This is a genomic window from Aminipila butyrica (genome assembly GCF_010669305.1).
Classification (GTDB): domain Bacteria; phylum Bacillota; class Clostridia; order Peptostreptococcales; family Anaerovoracaceae; genus Aminipila; species Aminipila butyrica.
The window spans coordinates 3,095,328-3,117,544 of sequence record NZ_CP048649.1 but is presented as its reverse complement, the minus strand read 5'-3'; the positions used below and the strand labels follow the sequence as shown (position 1 = coordinate 3,117,544).

General features: G+C 45.5%; 16 protein-coding genes. 12 read left to right on the top strand and 4 right to left on the bottom strand.

Translation table 11 applies throughout. The annotated features are described in order from the left end of the window. The first annotated feature begins 127 nt into the window (after positions 1 to 127). The 5 genes from Ami103574_RS14665 (at position 128) to Ami103574_RS14645 (ending at position 4,395) form a co-directional block, all read left to right on the top strand. Positions 128 to 823: a response regulator transcription factor gene (locus Ami103574_RS14665; protein WP_163067702.1), complete on the top strand. Its 696-nt coding sequence runs from the start codon at positions 128 to 130 to the stop codon at positions 821 to 823. A 3-nt stretch (positions 824 to 826) separates the two neighbouring features. Then, entirely contained in the window at positions 827 to 1,750 is a 924-nt protein-coding gene (locus Ami103574_RS14660) for a sensor histidine kinase (protein WP_163067701.1), read from the top strand. A 124-nt stretch (positions 1,751 to 1,874) separates the two neighbouring features. Beyond that, positions 1,875 to 2,798: an ABC transporter ATP-binding protein gene (locus Ami103574_RS14655; RefSeq protein WP_163067700.1), complete on the top strand. Its 924-nt coding sequence runs from the start codon at positions 1,875 to 1,877 to the stop codon at positions 2,796 to 2,798. Next, positions 2,791 to 3,564 (top strand): ABC transporter permease, encoded by a 774-nt coding sequence (locus tag Ami103574_RS14650; RefSeq protein WP_163067699.1) that lies wholly within the window; start codon positions 2,791 to 2,793, stop codon positions 3,562 to 3,564. The genes Ami103574_RS14655 and Ami103574_RS14650 overlap by 8 nt, the downstream gene beginning before the upstream one ends. An 18-nt stretch (positions 3,565 to 3,582) precedes the next feature. Next, positions 3,583 to 4,395 carry an ABC transporter permease gene (locus tag Ami103574_RS14645; RefSeq protein WP_163067698.1) on the top strand — a complete coding sequence of 271 codons (813 nt, stop codon included), beginning with the start codon at positions 3,583 to 3,585 and terminating at the stop codon, positions 4,393 to 4,395. Positions 4,396 to 4,456: 61 nt separating this feature from the next. Here Ami103574_RS14645 and Ami103574_RS14640 read toward each other — a convergent pair whose 3' ends face one another. Continuing rightward, positions 4,457 to 4,669, bottom strand: coding sequence for a cold-shock protein (locus Ami103574_RS14640; RefSeq protein WP_163067697.1), 213 nt, complete (start codon positions 4,667 to 4,669; stop codon positions 4,457 to 4,459). A 360-nt stretch (positions 4,670 to 5,029) separates the two neighbouring features. Here Ami103574_RS14640 and Ami103574_RS14635 point away from each other — a divergent pair, with 360 nt between their 5' ends. Continuing rightward, positions 5,030 to 6,694 carry an S-layer homology domain-containing protein gene (locus Ami103574_RS14635; RefSeq protein WP_163067696.1) on the top strand — a complete coding sequence of 555 codons (1,665 nt, stop codon included), beginning with the start codon at positions 5,030 to 5,032 and terminating at the stop codon, positions 6,692 to 6,694. Positions 6,695 to 6,711: 17 nt separating this feature from the next. After that, complete coding sequence (locus Ami103574_RS14630; RefSeq protein ID WP_163067695.1) at positions 6,712 to 11,241, top strand: hemoblobin-interacting domain-containing protein; 4,530 nt, start codon at positions 6,712 to 6,714, stop codon at positions 11,239 to 11,241. 127 nt (positions 11,242 to 11,368) lie between these two features. On the opposite strand, the gene Ami103574_RS14625 is transcribed toward Ami103574_RS14630, so the two are convergent. From Ami103574_RS14625 to Ami103574_RS14615, 3 genes are all read right to left on the bottom strand, one after another. After that, a complete protein-coding gene (locus tag Ami103574_RS14625) occupies positions 11,369 to 13,096 on the bottom strand; it encodes an ABC transporter ATP-binding protein (RefSeq protein WP_163067694.1) in 1,728 nt (575 codons plus the stop codon). 14 nt (positions 13,097 to 13,110) lie between these two features. Further along, a complete protein-coding gene (locus tag Ami103574_RS14620; RefSeq protein WP_163067693.1) occupies positions 13,111 to 14,856 on the bottom strand; it encodes an ABC transporter ATP-binding protein in 1,746 nt (581 codons plus the stop codon). Between the two features lie 65 nt (positions 14,857 to 14,921). After that, a complete protein-coding gene (locus Ami103574_RS14615) occupies positions 14,922 to 15,548 on the bottom strand; it encodes a TetR/AcrR family transcriptional regulator (protein WP_163067692.1) in 627 nt (208 codons plus the stop codon). A 279-nt stretch (positions 15,549 to 15,827) separates the two neighbouring features. Between Ami103574_RS14615 and Ami103574_RS14610 the strand changes: the two genes are divergently transcribed. The 5 genes from Ami103574_RS14610 (at position 15,828) to Ami103574_RS14590 (ending at position 22,092) form a co-directional block, all read left to right on the top strand. Beyond that, positions 15,828 to 18,395: an HD domain-containing phosphohydrolase gene (locus Ami103574_RS14610; RefSeq protein ID WP_163067691.1), complete on the top strand. Its 2,568-nt coding sequence runs from the start codon at positions 15,828 to 15,830 to the stop codon at positions 18,393 to 18,395. 175 nt (positions 18,396 to 18,570) lie between these two features. Next, positions 18,571 to 18,855 carry a DUF1490 domain-containing protein gene (locus Ami103574_RS14605; protein ID WP_246213159.1) on the top strand — a complete coding sequence of 95 codons (285 nt, stop codon included), beginning with the start codon at positions 18,571 to 18,573 and terminating at the stop codon, positions 18,853 to 18,855. After that, a complete protein-coding gene (locus Ami103574_RS14600; RefSeq protein WP_163067690.1) occupies positions 18,845 to 20,941 on the top strand; it encodes a heavy metal translocating P-type ATPase in 2,097 nt (698 codons plus the stop codon). Before Ami103574_RS14605 ends, Ami103574_RS14600 begins: the two co-directional genes overlap by 11 nt. Before the next feature lie 18 nt (positions 20,942 to 20,959). Next, entirely contained in the window at positions 20,960 to 21,520 is a 561-nt protein-coding gene (locus Ami103574_RS14595; protein ID WP_163067689.1) for an NADPH-dependent FMN reductase, read from the top strand. A gap of 122 nt (positions 21,521 to 21,642) precedes the next feature. Beyond that, the gene (locus Ami103574_RS14590) at positions 21,643 to 22,092 is read left to right on the top strand and encodes a EutP/PduV family microcompartment system protein (RefSeq protein ID WP_163067688.1); all 450 of its coding nucleotides are present in this window, start codon (positions 21,643 to 21,645) and stop codon (positions 22,090 to 22,092) included. Positions 22,093 to 22,217 lie beyond the last annotated feature (125 nt).

Sequence of the window (22,217 nt, the reverse complement as noted above, 5' to 3'; positions counted from 1 at the left end):
GTCTATTGATTTTATTTATTTCGATGTATACACTGAAAGGCATGGATACAGGCAACAGACTAAGAGAACACAGAAAATAAGTTTATTTTCATTTGATAAAAAAGAAGACAATAGGAGGAGGGGGAACTTGGATTATCATATTTTAGTGATAGATGATGACAAAGAGTTATGCGCCTTAATCAGGCAAAGTGTAGCAAAAGAGAGAATAAATGCCGATTACTGCCATTCCGGGACAAAAGGGCTGGAACTCCTTGAAAAAGACAATTACCAGCTGATTCTTTTAGATGTGATGATGCCAGGAATAGATGGGTTTCAGACTCTGGAGAAAATCCGGGCGCAAAGCAACATCCCCATTCTTATGTTGACTTCCAAAGATGACAGCATGTCAAAAGTGCAAGGTCTGCGTTCTGGTGCAGATGACTATTTAACAAAACCCTTTGATATGGAAGAACTGATTGCTCGGATTCTCTCCTTGATACGCAGAGCTACACGCTTTAATTTAGCAGACAATTACTCACAGCCCCTTGTGTACAAAGGGCTGACAATAGATTTTGACAATCGAAGTGTCACCACCCAACATGATACCTTTGAATTGCCGCCGAAAGAATTTGATTTGTTATTATTTTGCGCTAAAAATCAGGGGAAAATATTAACAAAACAGCAGATTTACGAGGAAGTTTGGGGGGAGCCATATGTCTATGATGATAGCAACATTATGGCCATTATTAGCCGCCTGCGTAAAAAGATTGAAGAGGAATCCAGTACACCGCTTTATATCCAAACGGTCAAAGGGATCGGTTATCGTTTTAACAAGGAGGTGTAAGGAATGCTTTTGAATGTGCTTTTAGGCCTATTATTATGCCTCGCGCTCTTGTTTGGCATGGTGTGCTTCACAAAACTGATTGCTGTAAAACGACAGCTTCAGAACATGACAGAGGCACTGAATGATATCCAGGGAGGAAATGGAAATCGAAAGATTCTTGTGGCAGACAACGAGTTGACAGCAGAGCTTTCTTTTAAAATGAATGGGATTGTTTATGGCTACGAGGAACAGCTTTCACAGCTGCGAGCGGCGGACGAAACCAATCGTCAGCTTATGACCAGTCTTTCCCATGATCTAAGAACTCCCCTTACTACGCTGCTGGGATACTTGGATGCAATTCATAGAGAAGAGCTCATGGGAAAGGATCGGGGGGATTACCTGGAGATTGCCAGGAGAAAAGCCCATGACTTGAAAGACTATATTGATATTTTATTTGACTGGTTTAAACTGAATTCCAGTGAGTTTTCTTTATCCATAGAACCGGTAGAGCTTTCAGAGCTAACCCGCCATATTTTGAAAGACTGGGTCCCTATTTTTGAAGAGAAAATGTTGGATTATGAAATCGAGCTTCCAGAAAAACCGTTGCTGGCAAACGTGGATGTAGATGGATATGCGCGCATCATTAATAATGTAGTGCAGAATGTTATCAATCATAGCCAGGCGACACAAATGAAAATGCATATGTCCCAGAAAGAATCTGAAATCGAGATCGTAATAGAGGACAATGGTATCGGCATAGACAAAGCAGATCTGCAACACCTATTTGAGCGGTTATATAAATGTGACAAAGGACGGTCGAACAAGGGAAGTGGATTAGGGTTGGCCATTGTCCGGCAGATGGTAGAAAAAATGAATGGCCGCATCACGGTAGAAAGTGAACGAAATAAGTATACAATTTTTAACATTTCGTTTTCCTTGAATAATTGAGAGAATCCCTGTCTGGCGGCAGGGGTTTGTTTTTGTAAATGGCAAGGTTAATGCAAGGTTGCGGCAAGGTTTATGCAAGCTTGATAGGATAGACTAGAACTATAAAGAAAAGGGGGGTCTTAATTTGAGTGATTTTATTATTGAAACAAAAAATCTTACCAAACAATATGGGGATCAAAAAAGTGTTTCCAACTTGAACATCCATGTAAAAAAAGGTCGTATCTATGGTTTGCTCGGCAGAAATGGTGCAGGCAAAACCACCACCATGAAAATGCTCTTAAATCTGACGAAGCCGACCTTTGGCGAGGTTCAAATTTTTGGCAAAAATATTCAGGGAAATGAAAAGAAAATTCTACCCCGCATCGGTAGTTTAATTGAAGCACCAGGATTTTATCCGAATCTGACCGGGACGGAAAACCTGAAAATCTTTGCCCAACTGAGAGGGGTTTCCAGGCGTTCGGCTGTCAAGGATGCTCTGGCAGTTGTGGGGCTTGCCTATGGGGATAAAAAGTTATTTGCCCAATATTCGCTGGGTATGAAACAGCGTTTAGCGATTGCTCTTGCTATTATGCACGATCCGGAGCTGTTGATTTTGGATGAACCCATCAATGGACTTGATCCAATTGGTATTGCCGAAGTCCGTTCATTTATTCGGGAACTCTGCGATGTAAAAGGGAAAACCATTTTAATCTCCAGTCATATTCTTTCAGAAATTTCGTTGCTGGTAGATGACATTGGTATCATTGATCAGGGTATGTTGGTGGAAGAAGAAAGCCTTGCTGAGTTGGAAGAGAAAAATAAAAAATACATTCATTTGATAGTTTCCGACACTGCTCAGGCGGCCAGAGTCTTGGAGAGGAACTTTGGGTTAAAAAATTTTGTAATAGAAAATGATTATAGTTTGCGCCTATATGATAACAATTTGGTTGTATCTGCCCTTAATCGCGGCTTGATGGAAAGCGGATTGGAGGTATCCGAAGTTCACACCTGTGAAGATACCCTAGAGGATTACTTTAAGCGCATAACTGGAGGTGAGGGCATTGCGTAACCTGCTTCTCAGTGAATTAAAAAAGTTTAAAAGGAAGAAACTATTTTTCTTTGGTATTGTGGCTGCTTTTATTTTTCCGCTATTCAATGCTGTGCTGCTGTCAGATTCCGACTTTGCCAGCATTCAGTCCGGGGTCAGAGAAGATAATGCTTTCTTACTTTTGATGCCCTTGCTGATTATCTTGGCAGTAAATCTTTTTTTTGTGGAACAGGACAATGATACCTTAAAAAATCTCCTTTGCATACCGATATCAACAACCCAGCTGGTGGTTGTAAAGTTATTGGTTTTGTTGATTTTCTCTGTTTCATTTCAATTAACGGGCTTTGCAGTCAGTACAGTCCTTGCCGTTGTGCAGAATATCCCTCTCAACCATTTTGCTTTTCAACTTTTGCTCACCGCCTCAACGGCGGTACTCATGTGGGCGGCGGCCTTGCCTTGTATTGCGCTGGTTGTCTGGTTTAATAAAAGTTATATCCTTTCGGTGATTATTGTGTTCTTTTACACGCTGCTAAATTATGCCCTGCATTTTAGCAATACAGTTATCATGCAGCCTCTCGGCATTAATGCAGGAACCCTTATGCCCGTGCCGATCATTTTTCGATGGCTGTATCAATTTTACACGCCGATTGGAGAAATCCAAACAGAGTTTTACAACCGTTTCAGTCAATATTTTGTGTCCTCACCCGTATGCTTTGGAGTGCTTTTAGCGGAAGCGGCCGTTTGTATCTTCTTCATGGCACGTATTTATCGGCGCAGAGAAGTTTAATGAAAGGAGGAAACTTTTATGCTTCCTATTATAAAAACCGAGTTTTTAAAATTGAAAAGATTCCATATTTTGATGATTGGTCTCATTGGAATGACCCTTCCGGCCGTTTTGTCTATCTTCACCCAAGCCGTGGCCATTCCAGAGACCACCGTAGAAGTGTTTGACTTTTCGGCGCTTTTCAGCAGCACCATATGGAATAGTGCAACCATTTTCATGCCTGTTATTTTTACATTGATAGGGGGATATCTAATCCATCGGGAATACACCGATAATACCTTAAAAAATATCTTGCCTGTGCCGATAAGCTTTCAGCGATTATTATGGGGAAAACTGCTGGCAATGGGCATCTTAAGCATTTTGTTTGGGGTTTATAGCTATGCTGTAACGTTGGTTGTGGGGGTGTTTGCCGGTATTTCGGGATTGAATATTGCCGTTTTATTCACTGGGCTTTTTCAGACGGTAGGGATTGCATTTTTCACTTACATGGCTATTTTGCCCATCCTTGCGTTTACAAGCCGGAAGCCGGGAATTTTCATGGGCGGCGTGATGGTATCCTTTATTTTTGGATATAGTGCCATGTTTATAAAAAATGTCGCCATGCGCAGTCTGTATCCAATTTTGTCAGGCTTGACAGTCATAGGCTTTGATACGGGAACCTTTATGAATACATCCGAAGCCGGAAGCCGCATCTTGTCCCTGTTATCCTTAATAGTGATGCTTTTGCTTACAAGTGTGATGGTGATATGCACAAAGCCTCCGCAAGCAGGTTACAAGCCTAAAAAACATAAAACAGCCAGTCTGTTCCTCAGAGCGGGACCAAAAGGCCGATGAGCTATATCCGAGCGAAAACAGCAATAAAAAACCGTTCCTATGCAGGAACGGTTTTTTATTGCTAGACTGTGCGAACGTTGATTGCACGCATCTTTTTGGAATCTCTAGGATCAGCTTCCGTGTCATAAGTCACTTTCTGACCTTCGGACAAGGACTTGAATCCTTCACCCTGAATAGAGGAGAAGTGAACAAAAATGTCTTCGCCGCCGTCGTCATTTGAAATGAAACCAAAACCTTTACTCTCGTTAAACCATTTTACAGTACCATAATTCATGCAGATACCTCCTTAAAAAATATTATTCTGGTGCAAAAAAAACATAGATTTGTAAGTCGAAATGGAAATTGACTTAAATCTATGATAATCAATTAATACATTTAGAATTATACTTAGTGTACGTGAATAAGCGTCAAATGTCAAGCTAATTATTAAATATGTAAGAATAAGGCTGATGTCAAGTCTTTTATATAAAATTTTTGTAAACTTTCTTGCCATAAATTGCATTGACTTTGTCGAAAAATGACGATATAATGCTTAAAATGGTTAGCCTCAGCTAACCATTATTTTACATCATTGGTTAGCATGAGCTAACAAAAATTAGTTGGCTTCTAATAATCGACATGGAAGGGAGACGAAATGAAAAGAGCAGGTTTTATTCTTTTAACGGTACTTGTTGCTGCCGGAATGCAAAGCGGAGTCTTTGCGGCAGAGCGCGCAACTGATTTACCGGAAAACTGGTCCAAACCAGCAGTTGAGAAGGCCCTTGAAAATGGCCTCCTTACACCTTATGAGGGGAAAGTCTATCCGGAGCGTGCCTTGACACGCGCTGAGATGGCAGCAATTATCAACCGTACTTTTGGAGCGGCGAAGGAGGCATCCCTGTCAGGGTACAGTGATGTGGCACAAAGTAAATGGTACTATAGTGATATGGCTAAATCGCTTCAAATGGAGGCCTTTACGGGAAGTGATGGGAAGATGAACCCGGACCGTGCCATTACTCGTGAGGAGGCTTTTACTGTGCTCGCCCGAGTGTTTGAGATACAAGCGGGAGATGTTACAGAACTAAACAAATTTACGGATGGCAGCACGGTAGCCTCTTGGGCCCGCGGCAGTATAGCCGCTATGGTTCAGGCTGGTTATGTGGGAGGTGCAGAGGGAAAGCTTCTGCCAGCTAAGACCATTACACGTGCTGAGTTTGCACAAGTTATGAGCAATTTGGCAGATACCTTTGTTGGAGAAGCTGCTGCTAACGAGGCTGGTACGATTGATGGAAATATGGTTGTATCTAAGCCAGATACAATCATTCGAAACACCACTGTTTCTGGTGACCTGATTTTAGCCGATGGCATTGGTAATGGAGATGTTACGCTGGAAAACGTTCACATTTCTGGTCGTCTTGTGGTGCGAGGCGGTGGCTCGAATACAGTAAAACTGGTGGGATCTGACATTAAAGGCGAAGTTGTTGTACATAACATAAATCATACTGTGCGTATTTTCTCAGAGAATACCACAGATATCAGTCAACTTCGGGTTAAAAGCGATCTTATCCTGGATGCAAATGTTTCCGAACTGACGTTAACTGCACCCGTGCGTCTGGAGCAGCGAAGTGGAACGGTGACAAATGCCATGGTAGCAGATACGGGGGCAGGGGCACAAATTAATGTGGGTACTGGTGCGGTAATTGGTACGTTGAGCATTGAAGGAGAAAACGTCAAGGCTTCTGGATTAGGAAAACTTCAACAGGTCCGGGTACAGGCGAATAACGCCAGCATCACGGTGCCTGGAGCAGTGGTCAGTGTAGCCAAGGGCGTAACGGGAACCGCAGCTGGCGATACGGCTGTACCCGGAGGCACGGTGGCCACCGTAGGAGAAAAAACAGCTACTAGTACCGGAGGCAGTGGAGGTTCTAGTGGTGGCAGCAGCGGGAATAATGGCAACAATGGAAACAACGGGAATGGAAATGAAAATCCAGACAACATGACAAAGACTTCTGGAGATTGGGTTGGAGTTAGCCAGACCGGGATTGTTGATGTGGATTTCTTAAGATATGCGACAATCTCATTGAACTTGGATGCTATGGGTACAGGCAACGACTTTGATGTATACACGTATTATATCAATGGCGTAAAAAAGGAGATAGAGAAGGATGTGACCAAAGTTGTATCATTGCCGACACAAAACCGTTTGATTATAAAAGTTTTGCTGGATAACAATGGGGCTGACCAAGAGCTCAAGCTTGTCCGTGACAAAGAATATATGATCATCACCCTGAATGGGCTTGGTCTGTCTGTAAAAAACTAAGAAAGGGGTAAACACTGTTGAAAAAAATAATATTATCGACTGTCCTTGTGGCTGCAATGACTTTGTCTTCTCTGTCTACCGCTTCGGCTATGTCTATTGACGTGTATGGTAAGGCAAAGATGAATATCTGGGACTTTTATTTGACGGAGAATAACGCCGAAAAGCCAGATGTCATCACGGGAGCCACTGTTGACGCCGTAAGCCAAGCCACCTACAACATGTATGACAACCTGCCGGTGGATATCACTACGGCTATGGACTTCAGCCTGCTGGCAGATTGCGTGATTATGGATGCACAAGGACTAAAAAATACATCCATTACAAAGATTTTGCAAACGTGGCAAGAGGGGTATAAAACCACATTGCTCGGTAACAGCAAAACGGATATTACTTATCCAATCGATAAGAGTGTAGTTAAAGTGACCTTAAACGAAGGCAAGGTTTTATATGTTCCCTATAGTACTGTGGCCAATGAGGCTGCTGATTCGCCTGAGTTTAGCTGGAATGCTTTTATAAAGGAATTAGCGGAGACTGCACCGAGCATACCGCCTTACCGTGTTAAGTATATTTTAGAAACCGGTGAATTTGGTAAGGGATTCCTTGTCAGCGATGCCGATGCTAAGGCGGCTCCGGCTCTGTCACTGGATGAGACTTATAACAATGACAAGGCCAATAAAAACAATCGCATTAAAATAAACTTTGAAAATAATAAGGACTGGGCTAATGAGGTATATGCAATTACCGTAAACGGTACCGGTTTGATTTCCGGTGAAACAGGCAATCATGCAAGTTCCACGGTAATCAATGGAGAAACCAGCTTCCTAAAAGGCAGCAGTGCTAAAAATACAGAAGAGTTCATTATTCGTCTAAGCCAAAAGTTCCGTATCGGAGATAACACCATTACGGTTATGGCCCATGGTTATGAGGATGCTGTACTTAACATCCCAGTAGAAGACCTGTCTGACTGGATGGTTGATGCTACAGCCAAAAACCAGGATACCGATACACTCCTTTCTGAAAACAGGGAGGTTGCTCAAGGTGCGGTCATTTTGGTAGAAAGCCGGATGAAAAATTCAATCAACACCCCCGGGGAGTTTAGCGCAGTTTGGATTGACGGGCGCCTGATTCCTAAGGCTGGTGGAAAGGATGATGCAACCAAATACACACAGAACGGCAAAGCCCTTTCTTATTATACGGATGATCTCGCCGCCGGACAGCATGAACTGCGTCTCAAGCGCCTTGGACATCCGGATACCGTGTTCCAATTCACCATTACAAATGCAGACAAGAGTGAAGCTCCTGTATTTACCCTAAACAGGGAGCAGCTGCAAGACGGAAGCACGGCCTATCAGGGTGGTATTGTGAGAGGATCGGATATTATCCTTCGCTCTGAAGCTGCGGTAGATGGCTGGTTTGCTAATATTCAAAAGGTATTCTGGATAGATAGCGCCGGTGTTCAACGCGATATTACGACAGATTACAATCGCACCATTGGAGATGAAAATAAGACCGTTACTATTATCAATAAGACTTTTAACTATTTAAGTACAGAGGGCAATTATACCCTTTTATTTAAGGCTCGAGGATATGGAGATGTCTCTCTGCCGGTGCAAATTGTGCGAGGGATGCCGTCAAGCAACGTGCTGACCTATGAACAGGATGGCAGTGTGGTCTTAACTTCCTCTGACAGTACATATTTGTCAAAGAGTAAGCTTAAGACAGTCACCATTAACGGGACAGCCTATCCAGTATCAATGTTTACCATAACTACTTTATCGCCATACACCATGATTATTCCATCTGAGTATTTTAATGGCGGTATGAAGGCTGTTGTGACCATCAGTGCAGACGGTTATTCAGACTTTATTCGCACTATTGATATCCCAGAAGGACATAAACAGCGTGTGTATGCTCCGGAAGTTCAGCTAGAGCAGAACCGTGTGCTATCTGGCGGCAATATTGTTCTCAACTTCACCGATGACAGTAGTTGGCGTGAACACATCACATCGGTGGTTTACCGGCCAGACAATAGCACTACGGACAGTAAGCTAACCCCAGATACAGCTACAGCTGGCAAGCTGACCATGAAGGCGCCTACCTATACGACTGGCAAGGGTTCGCTTATTATTAAGGCAGAAGGCTATCGAGATGTTCTTGTTCCTATTGAATTGACTACAGAGGTTCCGGGGACCGTGACTTCAGAAATTCAAGGAGACGGAAGTGTTTCCGTTGCAGTGTCTAATAGTACCTATCTGGGTAAAGTTTCTGTTCTTGTGGAAGGCAATACCATTAATGTGACGAAAGGCACCAACAAACTGACCATTCCGTCAAGTGCTTTCCTGACGAAGAAGATGTATGAAGTCATTTTACAGGCTGAGGGCTATGCGGACTATGCCTTTTCTGTAAATACGGATATACAGACGACACCTACTGTAACTGCGCCGGTTAAGCCGTTTGAGAAGCAAGCCTTCACGGTTACTTCAGAAAACAGCGACTGGGCAAATAAGATTACGGGGGCGACCTTGTACTATAGCACCACGCCTTACGTGCAATATACAAAAGCGGCAGATATTAGTGTACAAGATGGTAATGTTACGTTTGCAGCAAAGTCCATGGCTTCGTCCGGAAACTATACCTTAAAAATTTATGCAGATGGATACCTTAACACGTCTGTGAATATAACCTTTGTCAAGGCTGTTCCCCAGGGGACTCTCTTTGAAGTATCTGGAGATAATGTGCTGTTAAATGTTTCAGATTACAGCTATCGTACAGCAATTCAGACCATTCAAGTGGGCAATACGACACTGGTGAAAGATACCGATTTCTCCACAGGAAGTAACCCTATTTCACTAAGCAAGAGCAAATTTCCGCAGGGAGACGCAGCTATTGCTATTTATGCAACGGGGTATGGCGATTACACAACAAACTTTAACCTTAGTGCCATCAAGCAGCCTCCGGTGACACAGCTGGAGCAAAACCGTGTACTGTCCGGCGGTAACATCGCTCTGACATTTACGGATGACAGCCCATGGAGAGAGGCAATTGCTTCTGCAATTTTCAGACCTGACAGCGGATCGGACCGCAGTCTGACGCTGACGAAGTCCGAAGGCAAGTTAACGGCCGCGGCGCCTTCCACTACAGGTAAGGGAACCTTAATTATTAAGGCTACAGGTTACAGCGACCTGACGATGGCACTTGAATTGGTTGCCGCTGTACCGGGGACTGTGACTTCTGAACTCCAGAGTGATGGCAGCCTTGTCGTTGCAGTTTCAAGCAGTACGTATCTTGGAAAAATCGCTGTCACCGTAAACGGTAACACGGTTTCTGTAGAAAAAGGAAGCGGCAAGCTGACCATTCCAGCAACAGCTTTTCCTGATAAAAAGGCTTATGCGGTTGTGCTGAAAGCAGAGGGATATGCCGATTATAGTTTCTCGGTGAACACCGATGCACAGGACGTGCCAACGCTGAGCGCTCCAATCAGCCCGTTGGAAAAGCAAACGTTTACCATCGCGTCGACAGATAGCAATTGGGCTAAAAAGGTTACCTCAGCAAAATTAACAGATACCTATACCTCTATAACTTATGCCGCTTCGGATATTGTGGCCTCAGAGGAAGGCAATGTGACCTTTGCAGCAAAGACTAGTGCGACGGCTGGAAGCTATACGCTGAAAATTTATGCAGAAGGATATCTAGCTGCTTCTATGCCAATCACTTTTGTAAAGGCAGTGCCTAATGTGACATTGGAAGCTGCTGAAGCAGGAGTTGTACTAAATATTTCAGATTACAGTTACCGCTCTTCCATCCAGACGATTAAAATAGATGGAACGGTTCTGAATAAGGGTACAGACTTCTCTACCTCGAGCAATCCAGTTGCTCTTGACAAGAGCAACTTCCCGGCGGGGCAGTGTGATGTGGTGATTACAGCCACAGGTTATGCAGATTATAAAACAACTTTTAACATTAGTGCTATCAATCAGGCCCCTGAAGTGACTCTGCCGCAGGAAGTGGCTTTGACCAAGGAACTGGTATTAACTTCCAACGACGGGAATTGGGCAGATGCAGTAACTAAAGTTGAGATTGGCAAAACTTATTTTTCTTCTTTGGAAGCATCCGAGCTAACCATTGAAGACGGCAATATCACTATTTCAGCCAGCAAACTAAAAGGGCTTCTTTATGTGAGCGCCGGAACTGGGTATACCATTAAAATCTATGCAGACGGATATTACACGAAGCAGTTGAGCAATATCACTATTTATGGCAAGAGTTCCGATGATTTTAACAAGCAGGAAGTTTGGGAAGATGGGAAGCTAAAAATTAATTTATCAGAGGGAACCTCCTCTTATTATTATGTAGGAAAGGTCTTTGTCGATGAGGTCGAAGTAACTGGCTTGATAAAGCCTTCTTCTGGATCAAAGGTATTGGTCATCCCAGCGGGGTCTCATTTTACTGAAAAAATTGGGGAGAGTGTGACGGTTAGGATTACAGGAACTACGGGGTACAATCTACCGGATATCATCCTTCAAATACAGGTAGAAGCTTCAGAATAGTAAGCATCTAGTAGAATTTTAAAAGAACAAAGCAGCGCCGTTGAAAAAATTTATTTCAACGGCGCTGTTTTTTATTATGGCCTTAGATTTGTGAAACCCATGTAAGAAAAGAAACAAGAAACGCTGGCTAAGAAACTTTCCAATTGGCCGCTTCCTCCCTCATTCCGATGAAGTTTGCATATAGTCCAGCTTGATTTATCAGTTCCTCATGGGTCCCCCTTTGCACAATATGCCCGCCATTTAATACTAGAATCTGATCAGCATTGCGGACAGTTTTAAGTCTGTGTGCAATCATAATAATCGTTTTGTCATGGGTCAGCGCTTGGATGGCTGTTTGCAGTTCTGCTTCGTTTTCCGGGTCTACACTGGCAGTTGCTTCGTCTAAAATAATAATCGGTGCGTTCTTGAGAATAGCTCTGGCGATGGATATGCGCTGCTTTTCACCCCCAGAGAGGGTGCTGCCGCCTTCGTCTAGGACGGTGTCATAGGCATCTGGCAGTGCAGTAATAAAATCGTGACAACAGGCCTGTTTAGCAGCTGCCACCACCTGCTCATGCGTTGCGTTTGGACGTCCGAACTTGATATTGTTTTCAATCGTATCATTAAATAAATAGACGTTTTGGAACACCATAGAAATGTTTTTCATCAGGCTGTCCAATTTGTATTCCCGTACATCGCCGCCGCCTAAAAGAATTGCACCGCTGTCCACATCCCAAAATCGGGCGATGAGATTGCACAGGGTGGTTTTGCCGCCGCCTGAGGGACCTACAATGGCGGTAGTGGATTTCTCCGGGATGGCAAGGCTGATTCCATTGAGGATAGCTCGGTCACCATAGGAAAAGTGTACGTTTTGAAATTCAATATCTGTGCTGGCGGGTGCTAGCGCCTTGCCGTCGATGTCCATCGTTGGGGTGTTATCAATAGAATTGGCCTTATCCATAGAAGCCCCTAGCATCTGAAGCTGGTCGGACATATTACCGGCACTTTCCAACTCCGCATAGATTAAGAACGATGCAATCAGCATAAGCAGACACCGGGCCAGCGGCAAGGTGCCGTCCCCATAAAAAATAAGAGAGGCTCCAGCAAGGGCTACGCTGAATATCCGTACTGCAATCTGCCGGATTGCAGCCCATGGGGTAGATGTGTGCACCAGGGCCAGCGCTTTCCGACAGCTGTCGTCTATGGTCTGGAATACCCCTTGGCTGCTGTCTTTTTCTAGTCCGTATGCTTTTACTACCATCATTCCTTGCACATACTCTAGAACCTTTTCCACCAGAGATTCTTGAATCCGCTGGCGCTCTGGACCCGTTTTGGCGGAGGAACGCTGGGACGCCTCTGTTACGGCAAGATAGCAGAGGAGACCTGCCATAGATACCAGTCCCAGCCGCCAGTCAGCAAACAGCAGCATTAAACACAGGGCAAGGGTGTTAAGGAAGCCCCCAATCACCAGTACTAGGCAGCGAGCAGCACTGTTTTCTACATCGCCCAGTGTAGTGGTGACCACAGCCGTAATATTTCCTAGGCTGTTATCATTAAAATAGCCCATGGGGATGTACCGCAGCCGATCTCCGATATGAATTCGTTTTTCGGCCACCATATGAAAGCCCGTATCTGTTTCGGCATTGGTGGAATAGTAGGCGCAGGCGATACGTCCGACAATGGATATCAGCATAATTGCAGTAACCATCCAAACTGGAGTTTCTGTGCTGCTCACTACTATATCCAGTGCTAGCATCAGCGATATAAATTGGAGGGCGGCAAAGAGGGCTCCCAGAAAGGAGACAGCCATCGCCTTTTTTAGCAGATTCCGCTTGGCGCCAGCAAAGTCAATTATCTTTTTTAAAATACCAAACATAGCAATTTCTCCTTTCAGGCCGCATCCCGGCTGCCCAGGTATGCTTGCCACATCAGCGCATATAACGGGCAGCTTTCCTGTAACTCCGCTTGTTTGCCTTGGGCCGCGATTCGGCCTTTATCTACGACAACGATATTGTCTGCATTGACAATGGTGCCCAGATGGTGAGCAATAACGATGAGTGTCTTACCTTTTGTTAAGGCTGAAATCGCTCGCTGAATGAGAGCCTCATTTTCAGGGTCTATGCTGGCGGTTGCTTCATCTAAAATCACAATCGGTGCATCTTTGAGCATGGCCCGTGCAATAGAAATGCGCTGTTTCTCCCCGCCAGAAAGATGTCCGCCACCGCTGCCGCAGAGGGTATCGTATCCATGAGCTAATGCTCGAATAAAGCTATCGCATCCCGCAGCTTTCGATACGGCCTCCACCTCCGCATCGGTGGCTTCCGGACGGCCCATGCGAATATTTTCGCGAATGGTTCGGTCAAAAAGGTAGTTGTCCTGTGAGACATAGGCAATCTGTTGATTAAGCTGCGCTAAGGGAATTTCTTTTAAATTAATTCCTCCCAATGTAATGGTGCCGGCTGTCACATCCCAGAATCCGGCAATCAGCTTGGCCATGGTAGATTTGCCGGAGCCAGAGGGTCCTACCAGTGCCGTGACGGTTCCAGGGGGAATGTCTAAACTGATATCGTGGATGACTTCTGCATCTGTTTTTCCGTAAGTAAAGGAAACCCCTTTCAGCTGTACAGCATTGCCAGCTATTGGGACAGGCTGTTCTGGCCGATTTAGCTCTGGGGCGTCTAGAATTTTGGTAATTTCGCCTACGTTTGTTCCCACAACGGCCAATTCATCCACAAAGCTCATGGCAGCGATTAGTGGTCCGGTAAGTCCTAGTGAGAGGACAATAATCGTTAGGAAGTTTCCGGCTGCAAGGCTGCCGCCATTCCATAGAAGAAGGCCTGTGGGCAGCACGGTGACCAGCACGGCAGGCAAGATGCTTTGCCAGGAAGCCATGTACTTCTGGTTGGCATGCATCCAATCCACGAAATATTGCGCGTTGTCTTCCACTGCGCGGGCGTATTTTTTATAAGAGCCTGCGCTTTGGCTGAAGGCCTTGACCACCTGAATACCACCGACATACTCCACAATGGCGTTCGTCATACGACGACCGGTTTCTACCGCCCCCTGCCAACGGGCCCCATAAGTTTTTCCGCTCTGAGCCACAATGAACAGCCCCAGAACCGGGGTGACCAGCGAAGCAAGACCCATTCGCCAGTCCAGCATAAAAATGTAAACGGTAATCGCCAGAGGCACCAGCAGGTTGGACGTCATTTCTGGAATCAGATGGGCAAGTGTAGGCTCCATACCTTCCACTCTGTCTACAATTGTGGTCTTATATTGACCAGATGGAGTCCCTAGGATGGTTCCCATAGGCACTCTGGAAAGTTTGCTTAGTAAGCACTTGCGCAGATCCCGCAGGGTGTGGTAGGTTGCGGTATGGGAGAGTGCAGTAGAGCGAGCTAAAAATAGAGCCTTTCCCACGTAGCCCGCCAGCATTAGCCCGCACCATGGCCAGCACGCGTTTATATTAGCGCCCGCCAGTAACAGTCGGATTATTGCGGCTACACAAAAATACGCAAGCATATTGCAGCCCACACCCAGTATGGCCAAGACCACAGAGCTGTAAAGGCTTGTGTGATACAGTTCGGCCCAACCCCAAAGCGTTGCGAAAGGGGAAGGAACTTTTTTTTCTTTCATAAAAACATCTCCTTACTATATTTATGTTAGCTATGGCTAACTTTTGTGCAAAAGAAAGGGAGCCTCTAGTCTCCCGAGAGCCCCAAAACCTTAAACCATCCTGCCGAATAAAAATCTCTCAAACTGTTCATATACTCCATGGCTTTCTCTCGCGGCATATCATGCTGTATGGTCTCAAACATACCATTAAACAGGGTTCCGGATAAAATATGGATGAGTCCATCGTCCATATCCTGTGCCGGAAATCCAGCTTCGCTCATCCGGGCTATGAGCTGCCGCCCGGCTTCGGATTCGATTTCAATTAGGGTATCAATATAATAAGCATAGCGAGTCCCGGCAGAACAACAGGCAATCAGTTTAAAGGCATCAAAATGATCGTAGAGATAGGCCATCATCCAGTCTGATTCCCGATCAGTAATCTCTGGCATTCTCTTTAATTGGCTTTCCAATGGTTGAGCAGCAAATGACATCTGGCGTTCCCGATAGCGGTCAGCAAAAACTCGTGCAGGCTCATCCACTAGTTCGATAAATAAAGCTTCTTTATCGCTATAATATCGATAGAGTGCGCCGGTGGTCACTTTAGCTGCCGAGGCGATATTCCTCATGTTTGCCCCTAAAAAACCATGAGTCATAAATTCTTGCTTTCCCGCCTTCAATAAATCGGCGGCCAGCTTTTCATTAAATGGGCGCATAAAAAACTCCTTTTTAAAATAACTATGTTATCGGATAACGATGTTATTTTAAATCCTGTTGTTTATTTTGTCAATCGTTTTAATAGAAAAATAAGAAATCTGCAATGAAATCTCATGGAAGAAGCCACACCTTTTTGTCTCGCTGAATTCTCTCATCCCTCCCTAATATTGGGTGGAATTACGAAGGATTCTGGTATATAATTAATATAAGCGTATTAGAAGAGTGGCAAATGGGGAAAATATTTGCTCAATAGAAAGAAAACAGAAGGAGCAGAGAGTATGCAGGACAAGTATACACAGAATATGCTAGACATTCTTCCTTTTGGAATTGGGTATTTTAAATTGTTGCTCAACAGCAATCAGATGGCTGTTGACTACGTGTTTTTAGATCTCAATCCGGCTTTCGAAAAGTTATCAGGTTGGAAAAGAACTGAACTTTTAAACAAAAAGGCATCAGAGGTCCTGGTCGGTAAAGAAGAGACTAGGCAATACTGGCTTTCTTTTTATGCCAGTGTGATGCAGTCAGGTCGGACTCAGGAGATGATTCACTATATGAAGGAGTTGAAACGATATCTGTCGATTTCTGTTATTCCGGCAGAAGACAATCATTTCACCATCTTTTTAAAGGAGGCGACTCCAGAGGCTATCCGCTTAAATCAGCAGAAGTCTATCGGTTGGGGCGGCATGTTGGATGCTATTTTTGACAGCAGCCGCGATGCAGTGGCTATGCTGGAGAAGCGGGACGGCGAGTATTATTATGTACGGGACAACCAGCGGCATCAAGAGGCTACTGGTTTTGCCAAAATTGAAGGCTTGACTCCGGGGGAGGTGTTCGGCCCAGCGGACTATGCTAATTTTCGCCAGCTTTATGATGACTGTTTAAATTCAGGAAGGCCGGCGCACTACGTGCACATTGTAGCTTTGCAAGGACAAAAGCGGATGTGGGAAATTGAAATGATTCCTAGCTTTAGTCAGGAGGGCATCGGCTACCTGCTGCTTTTCAATAAAGATGCGACGGATATAACAAAGATACAAAAGGAAAATGAGGAGCTTACCCAGTGGTTAAAGGTCATGTTTGACCAACATCAGGCTATGCAGTTGATTTATGATCCTTTTTCAGGCGAGATTGTAAACGCCAATCGGGCAGCCTGCCAATTTTATGGCTACTCTAAGGAAGAACTGTGCAGCCGGCAGCTGCGGCACATCAGCCTGCTGCCGCCTCAGAAGCTAGAGGAGCGTTTTCACAGAGAGCTGATGGGCTACCAGTATTATGAATCCCTGCCTTCCCGGTTGAAAAGTGGTGAAGTGCGGCTGTTGGATTTCTATGCCAGTTCTTTTTTTCATCAAGATCGACAGCTGATGCACGCACTTGGTTTTGATGTTACCGGCCGGGAGGCTTATCGAAGCCAAATGTTGCAGGAGCGAGACTTGCTGGAAATTACACTGCGGTCCATCGGCGATGGCGTGGTGGTTACCGACCAGAATGGTATTATTACCAGCCTGAATCATGTAGGGGAGGAGCTTACCGGTTGGAAAAGAGAGCAAGCAGTAGGCTGCCATTTTTCCGAGGTGATTATTCTTCAGAGTGAGGAGACCGGCTTACCTGTAGAGAGCCCCATTCAAAAGGTCCTCCAGACTGGATGTGTGGTAGAGTTGGATGATGATGCGGAACTGATTAGCCATCAGGGCAAGTGCATCCCTATTGCTGACCGTACAGCACCCCTTTCCTTGGACAGCGATAGTCCTGCCGGAGCGGTTATGGTTTTCCGGGACGTCAGCAGTGAGAAACAGTACAATAAGCAGATTGAATTTCTAAGCTATCGAGACCCCCTGACCGGACTATATAACAGGCGTTATGTTGAAGGGATGATGAACGAGCTGAATAATCAGGAAAATCTGCCCCTAGCAATTATTATGGGGGATATAAATGGACTGAAGATTACGAATGATGTTTTTGGGCATCAGTCTGGAGATATGCTGCTTCGCAGCGTAGCCAAGCTGCTGCGACGGAGCTGTAAACAGAAGGATATGGTGGCCCGCTGGGGCGGTGACGAGTTTATTATCTTTATGCCCCAGACTGGTTTAAAGCGGGCAGAGGAAATTCTTGACAAGCTTAAAAATGCTCAAGTGTCCATAGAGGGCAGTGACTTGAATGTAAGCCTGTCTCTGGGCTGTGCCGTTCATTGCACCACAGAAGGCAGGGTAGAGGCAACGCTGAGCAAAGCAGAGGAATACATGTATCATCAAAAACTGCTGGACGGCAAAAGTTATCGCAACGGCATCATTAATACGCTGTTGGCAACCCTCTACGAAAAGAGCAACGAAACAGAGGAGCATTCTAAGCGGATGGAGGAATATTGTTATTCCATTGGCAAACGCTTTCAGCTTTCCTCTAAAGAGCTAAACGAGTTGTCTGTGCTGGCGTTACTTCACGACATCGGAAAGGTCAGCATTGATCCGGACATTCTAAAAAAGCCAGGGGCCTTGAACGAGACAGAATGGCAGGAGATGAAGAGGCACCCAGAAATCGGCTATCGAATCGCTCAGGCTACTCCGGAGCTGGCCACTGTTTCTGAACTGATTCTGGCCCATCACGAGCGCTGGGATGGAACCGGCTACCCACGAGGCATCCAGGGCGAAAGCATTCCTTTGGCTTGCAGGATATTAGCAGTAACGGATGCCTTTGATGCGATGACGAATGACAGGGTCTATCGGAAGGCCCTGAACCGTCTGGAGGCAGTCTGCGAACTGGAGCGAAATGCGGGGACTCAGTTTGATCCGGATATCGTGCATATATTCTTGGAATTGCTCCAAGCAGAAAAAGAGGAAAATGGTTTGAAGAATTGATATCTGGGTTAAGACAGCTGTGAGCCTCACCCAGTAAAGGTTAAATTTTGCTGAGGTATTTTGTCGGTTTATCCCTTTTCCCGCTTGAAGAAGCTGGAAAATCGTGATAAAATTCAGTTAGATTGTGCTAACGGCGTAGCCAGTACAAAAAATAAGAAAGAAAGAGGATAGGAATATGTCAAATAAAATGAATTGTATGAATTGTCAAAACGCATATTTTTTTGCAGGAGGCGTTGCTGTAGCCATTGCTGGAAAGCTGCTTTTTAAGAGTGCTGGGATGAGAAAGGCCTGCGTTACGGCTATGGCCCAGGGCATGAAAGTACAGAAGGATGTGAAGGTCGGTTTCCAGAACCTAAAGGAGGATGCGGAAGATCTGTGCTATGAGGCTAGAATGGAAGCAGAAGGCGAAATAGAGAACGAAGAGGCAGAAGCACAGGCAGAGCAGAAGAATGAGATTTAAGATTGTCCATGACTTGCCAGGGCGCATCCGGGTCCGCTGCGGTCGGGATGCCTTTAGCAAAGATGAAAGTTATAGCATTGTCAAAACGTTAGAGGATTTGAATTTTGTCTATTCTGCGGAAGCCTCTGTCGCCAATGGCAGCATTCTGGTACTCTACGAAAAAGAAAAACGGGCTCGGGTTCTGGAGCAGCTGACTGCTTTGAAAGCCAGAGAGCTGGTTCTGGTGCCTCAGGGTGAGCGGAATCAGGCCCGAGATATTACCACAGATTTCCAGCGTAAGCTGGCGGTCATGGTAGGAAGGCGCTATCTGATGAAGTGGCTGGTACCAGCCCCCATCCGCACGGCCCTTACTCTGCTGCGAGCCTACAAGTTCATGAAGCTGGGGTTGCGCAGTCTGGAAAAGGGCAAGCTGGATGTGAAGGTGTTGGAGGCTACTTCCATAGCGGTATCTCTGGTTCAGCGGGATACCAATACGGCAGCTTCTATCATGTTCCTGTTATCCTTGTCGGATCTTTTAGAGGACTATACCCGCAAGAAAGCTAGCAACGAACTGACAGAAAGTCTGCGAATCAATGTAGATTTCGCCTGGCTGCAAGAGGGCAGCACGTTGAGGCCTGTGGCCATTTCAGATTTAAAGCTGGGGGATCAAATCTTAGTGCGCACCGGTTCCATGATTCCAATCGATGGCACCGTTTGCGATGGAGAAGCTATGGTCAACGAGTCTTCCATGACGGGAGAGCCGCTGGCAGTGAGAAAGAATGAAGATTCTACAGTTTTTGCCGGCACAGTAGTGGAGGAAGGTTCCCTGGTTATCCGGGTGACAGCACTCAGCAACGAGACCCGGATTAACAAAATCATCGATTTGATTCATCACTCGGAAAGTTTAAAAGCCAAGATTCAAGGAAAGGCAGAAACCCTAGCGGATGCTATCGTACCATTCAGTTTTCTGCTGTCGGGCTTGACCTTCTTACTGACCAGAAACCTGACAAAGGCTATTTCCGTACTGATGGTAGATTATTCCTGTGCCTTGAAGCTATCTACACCGATTACCATTATTTCGGCTATGAGGGAAGCTTCTTCCCATAAAATTGTAGTCAAGGGCGGTAAGCATTTAGAGGCTTATGCGAAGGCGGATATTATTATTTTTGATAAAACGGGTACCCTAACTGTAGCCAGCCCTCAAGTGGAAAAGGTCATCCCCTGCGGAAGCTATACTAGGGAAGAAGTTCTGCGGACAGCCGCCTGTATGGAAGAGCATTTCCCTCACAGCGTAGCCAGAGCTATCGTTCGCAAAGCACAGGAGGAAAATCTTAATCACGAAGAGGAACATGCCGAGGTAGAATATTTGGTGGCGCATGGGATTGCTACGTCCCTTCACGGCAAGCGAACGCTGATCGGCAGCTATCATTTCATTTTTGAAGACGAGCAGGTGCCATTGACAGAAGAAGACAAGAAACTTATTCACCAGGAAAGCGATGACAATTCCGTGGTCTATCTGGCCATTGGAGGCCAGTTGGCCGGATTTCTTTGCATCGAGGACCCTGTGCGGGGCGGTACGAAGGAAATCCTGGGCAGCCTGAGGGAACTGGGAATCGAGCAGATTATTATGCTGACTGGAGATAGCGAAAAAGCGGCCAATAAAGTGGCGCAGGAGTTGGGTATCGACAGCTATTATGCTCAGATTCTGCCGGAAGATAAGGCGGCTATTGTGGAAAGCCTTAAACAGGCCGGCCACAGAGTCATCATGGTAGGAGACGGCATCAACGACTCCCCAGCTTTGGCAGCAGCAGACGTATCGGTGTCTATGAAGGATTCTTCTGATATTGCCAAAGAGGTAGCGGATATTACCTTATTGGCTTCTCATTTAGGTGAATTGGTGACCCTCCGCCGGTTAAGCATGAACATGATGCGGCGAATTAACTATAATTATGGAGCGATACTGGGTTTTAATACCAGCTTGCTGCTCCTGGGAATGGGCGGCATCATTACGCCGGCTACTTCTGCGCTGCTCCACAACCTGTCCACCATGGGCATCAGTGCAGCCAGCATGAAACCACTTCTTCCAAAGCCTTCAGAGGAGGCATAGACAGAAAGGGGAAAGAATATGGAAAAAGTAAAAATTTTAGCTATTGTTGGATCTCTTAGAAAAGAGTCTTTCAATCGGCAGTTGGCCTTGGCAGCTCAGGCAGCGCTAGGTCAGCAGGCAGAGTTAGAAATCTTGGATTTTGCTGATGTGCCTATGATGAATCAGGACATTGAGTTTCCTGCACCTGAGGCAGTGAGCAGAGTTCGTGAAAAGGTTAAGGCCGCAGATGGTATCTGGTTCTTTACACCGGAATACAATCATTATTTTTCAGGTGTGCTGAAAAACCTTATTGACTGGTTGTCCAGACCAATCAGTCAGAGTGAGCCTCAGGTGCTGGCTGGAAAACCGGCAGCGATCAGCGGTATTTCTCTGGGCATGTCCGGCACCGCTATTGCGCAGGATCATCTGGTGACGCTCATCAGCTTCTTAAATATGCAGGTGATGAACATGCCAAGGTTGACGGTTCCTAGTGCTATGCAGCAGCTGGACGAGCAGGGCAAGCTGGCCCTTACCTCCAGTAAACCGTTTTTAGAAGCACAGGCAGAAGCTTTTGTGTCTTTTGTCCAAGCTAAAAAATAAGAACGTTTTTGGGGGCGGAGCCCAATTCAATTTACGTATAAAAAGTGCCTTTGTCTAGTCCACGGATTGACAAGGGCATTTTTTTGTGATACATTTTTGTCATTTCTACGGGAGGGACAAAGATGGAAGACAGAAAGCAACGAATCATACTGGTTGGCCGATCTCAGGCGGGAAAGACCACCTTAACGCAATATATGACCGATCAGCAGTTGAGTTATCACAAAACCCAAACCGTACAGGTGGTAGAGGGTCAGTTTATCGATACGCCAGGGGAATATATGGAACAGCGGGGCTTTTACGGAGCATTATCTGTGACGGCTGCCGATGTAGATATTATCGCTTTGGTGCAGTCGGCAGTAGATGAGAGCACCATGTTTGCACCTAATTTTGGGAGCATGTTCTTCGGCAAACCTGTGATGGGAATTGTTACCAAAATTGACGAAGCCAGCCCCGAGCAGGTTCGGCGGGCAGACTTATATCTGGAACAGGCGGGAGCATCTACCCGTTTTTGGGTGAGCAGCATGACCGGAGAAGGAATGGATCAGCTAAAGGATTGGTTGAGGGAAAAATAGACAAGAAGCGCTAAATGAATTTGTCATAATTTTCAAAGAAATAAATCCATAGAAAAATTTAATAATATTATTGACAGAACTGAGGAAATTAGGTATGATTAACACATAGTTTGTAAGAGCACTAT